Source organism: Nocardia sp. TBRC8007 (genome assembly GCF_056629435.1).
The window spans coordinates 1-2,963 of record NZ_JBWSOR010000074.1; the positions used below are offsets into that span (position 1 = coordinate 1).

6 protein-coding genes are annotated in these 2,963 nt (G+C 65.5%); 4 read left to right on the top strand and 2 right to left on the bottom strand.

The annotated features are described in order from the left end of the window. Positions 1–72 precede the first annotated feature (72 nt). From ACX4ZE_RS22580 to ACX4ZE_RS22595, 4 genes are all read left to right on the top strand, one after another. Positions 73–450, top strand: coding sequence for a hypothetical protein (locus tag ACX4ZE_RS22580; RefSeq protein WP_480275473.1), 378 nt, complete (start codon positions 73–75; stop codon positions 448–450). Positions 451–453: 3 nt separating this feature from the next. After that, the gene (locus ACX4ZE_RS22585) at positions 454–996 is read left to right on the top strand and encodes an IS110 family transposase (protein WP_480275478.1); all 543 of its coding nucleotides are present in this window, start codon (positions 454–456) and stop codon (positions 994–996) included. 75 nt (positions 997–1,071) lie between these two features. After that, positions 1,072–1,641 carry a hypothetical protein gene (locus ACX4ZE_RS22590; RefSeq protein WP_480275474.1) on the top strand — a complete coding sequence of 190 codons (570 nt, stop codon included), beginning with the start codon at positions 1,072–1,074 and terminating at the stop codon, positions 1,639–1,641. A gap of 15 nt (positions 1,642–1,656) precedes the next feature. Further along, positions 1,657–1,815, top strand: coding sequence for a hypothetical protein (locus ACX4ZE_RS22595; protein WP_480275475.1), 159 nt, complete (start codon positions 1,657–1,659; stop codon positions 1,813–1,815). A gap of 292 nt (positions 1,816–2,107) precedes the next feature. On the opposite strand, the gene ACX4ZE_RS22600 is transcribed toward ACX4ZE_RS22595, so the two are convergent. Together ACX4ZE_RS22600 and ACX4ZE_RS22605 are read right to left on the bottom strand one after the other, a co-directional pair. Beyond that, a complete protein-coding gene (locus ACX4ZE_RS22600; protein ID WP_480275476.1) occupies positions 2,108–2,401 on the bottom strand; it encodes a type II toxin-antitoxin system RelE/ParE family toxin in 294 nt (97 codons plus the stop codon). Beyond that, a complete protein-coding gene (locus ACX4ZE_RS22605) occupies positions 2,398–2,646 on the bottom strand; it encodes a type II toxin-antitoxin system ParD family antitoxin (protein WP_480275477.1) in 249 nt (82 codons plus the stop codon). Before ACX4ZE_RS22605 ends, ACX4ZE_RS22600 begins: the two co-directional genes overlap by 4 nt. Between the last annotated feature and the right edge of the window lie 317 nt (positions 2,647–2,963).

The following is a 2,963-nucleotide window of genomic DNA, read 5'->3' on the forward strand; positions in this document are numbered from 1 at the left end:
ATCAATATCTATACGCAGCGGTTCGTGGTAGAGGTTCGCTACCTCGTAACGTCCCGTAGGTGACCGGGCGGGGTGAATCGTCAACTGTCTGTCGCCGGTGTGGCTGACTTGCTCGCGATTATGTCCACCGTCTGGTCTCCGTTCGCGGTCCGACTCGACAGAGGCGTGATGACTACTTGCTGCGAAGGGTTCTGGAAGTCGACCTGTCGGCCGTGGATCACCCCACCCGACGAGGCGAGGAAACCGCACCTGATGCTGTTCGGCGTTGATCCCCACAAGTCCACTCACACGGCGACCGCGCTGGATCCGGCGACGAATTCCGATCGGGGATCGCTCCGCATCGACGCCGGCCATGTCGGCTACCGACAGCTGCTGGCCTGGGCACGGCAATGGCCCGAACACACCTGGGCCGTGGAAAACGCCGAAGGCCGCGGCCACCACCTGGCATAGTGGCTGGTCGCCGCTGGCGAGGCAGTGGTCGACGTGGCACCTTCCGCGACCGCGCGAGTTCGGCAGCTCTCCCGTGGCGGCCGTCGCAAGAACGACCGTATCGATGCTGCGGCGGCAGCCAGCGTCGCGGCGTTGCAGGGTGATGCCCGTCGGGTATACGCCGAAACGCACGCCGACTCCCTCGCCCTACTCGACGAGCGACGCAAGACCCTGTCCGAAAACAGAACTCGATCGGTCAACCAATTGCACGCCTTGCTGCGCGAACTGTTGCCGCGCGGGGTCCCCACGGATCTCACCGCTGCCAAGGCTACAACCGTCCTGTGTGGTCTGCGCCTGATCAGCGGCACCGACCGAGTCCGGAAAACGCTGGCCAAGGATCTGGCCGCCGACATCAGACGCTACGGCGCCCAGCTGATCGTCTCCGGACGCATCCGCGACCCCCGGCAGCTGTCGGAGTTGTTGTTCGCCGGTGAACGCAGCAAAGCTGATGCCGACATCGATCGTGTCGGTGTGCCCGCCGCCCGCCTCTCGGGCGCGATCTGGTAAGCGATCACACAGCGTATCGACGCATCCGGCGCCGAGCCTCGAGGCTGGGATGCCGAACGTCTCAAGGTCGCGGTGTTGTCGGTCGGAGATTCGCTCTACACCGTGGCCTGCGGCGCCCGCGAGCCTGGCGGCATCGATGCCGAACGCCATTCCTACGCCGACAAATGCGCCCGCCTGGGCAAAGAGCTGGCCACAGCGGGCGTCGGCGAAACGGAACAGACCGACATACGGGCCCTGCTCGACGAGCGGGCCTGTCAGGCTGGGGAATTGGGTTATGCCGCCGCACAGCGTGAGCAGCAGTGGAAAGCCAAGGTCGATCGTGCTGTCGCCGACCGCAACGACTCCATCGCCCAACGCCAGGCCGCAGCCGCTGGCCGCGCATCCAAACTCCGGGCGAGCCCGCGCGCCCCGCCCCGACCGAGATCCTGCCCAGGAGGCCCAAGCCCGCGCCCAAACGCGGGCCGTCTCCAGGCGCCGTCAGCTGCACTCGCCGGACATCGGGCGATGACCCGCAGACCCCTCGAACACCTTCCCCACCACAACATCCAGAGACATTGCCATGCCTCACACCAACGAACCAGCCCTCGACACCACCACACTGAAGCGTCACGAGCGGACCGTGACCTGCACCTCGACCTCACCTGAACAAGTGGTCGCGCGATGACCGAGGTCGATGACATCGTCTACGTCTACATCTGCGCTCGCCCTGACCACCCCGACGGAGCGGGGATCGACCTGTTCCAATCCGACCCCTGGGAAGACCACGACACCGAAAGACGATCTCCGGCCGCTACATCGAAGGCTGGTGGGAATCACTGACCTTCGAAGGCACCGCACACATGGCCGGCCCGATCGACATGGCCGCCGCCGATGACCTGCTACGCGCCTACGGATACCAGCGACTGGACCACCCACCCCGGCCGATTCGGCACCACAATCCACTCCGCCTACGCCCGAATCCGCATCGAGGACATCCGGTAACCGCCACGCGAATACATAGACGAGTAGGCCCCTGGGAGCTAGAACCTCCCAGGGGCCTACTCGTACTCCACCAAACCACGACCCGACCATCGGAGCAGCACCGGGCTACTTCATCCCGCCGCTCGCACCGTCACAGGTGCAGGTTGGGGTCCATGAGCTGGTGCAGGATCCGCACGATAGCGACCACCCCGTTCTCGGTGATCCGATAGTACAGGGTGTGGGACCCGGTCGGCAGGCGCCGATACTCCGGTCGTAGTTCCTCACAAGCCTGGCCGGTACCCGGCCTGTCCACGACGCGTTCGAACGCGTGCCGGAACTCGCCCACATAGTCCTCGGCCTGGTCTGAGCCCCACCGATCCCGGGTGTGGTCCCAGATCTCCTCGAGGTCGGCGCGGGCAGCGGGATACAGCAGGTACCGGCTCACCGCCGACGAGCCTGGGCACGCTTGCGGGCCAGGAACTCGTCGAAGTCGAACGGCTCGGGCTCCCCGCTGCGCTTGCCCTCGATGAGAGCCTGGCGCAACGCACCCATTTGGGTCTCACGGTCCTCGAGTAGCCGCAACGCCGCGCGCACCACATCGCTTGCCGACCGGTACCGGCCACTGGCCACCTCGGCACCGCTGAAGTCGCTGTAGTGCGCGTCCAAGCTGAACGACGTGTTCCTACCCACAACCCGAGAGTGCCAAGAGTTGGTAACTGCTCGAACTCCCACGTGCACCAACCCCTCTCGAGGTGGAATGACCCGTCCGTGTCGGTGCCCGCGTAAGAGCGGACCGATCAGAGGAGGCCAGATCACCCGGACCGAACTAACGGGGTCAAGTCACGACGTCGTTGGTCGGTGGCGGCCCGGAAGGAGAACTTCGGGGCAGGCCTGTAATGGGCCACGATCCCGCGGCAACGGGATCGGGCAGGCTTCTGATCGAGCCACCGAAGCAGACCGGGCCGGTGTCGCCGCCACAACTAGTGGACAGATCACGGGAAGTGCAC

Excerpts from the sequence above, each read along its gene's own strand:
- ACX4ZE_RS22595 (WP_480275475.1), top strand. The coding sequence starts at position 1,657 with ATGACCGAGGTCGATGACATCGTCTACGTCTACATCTGCGCTCGCCCT.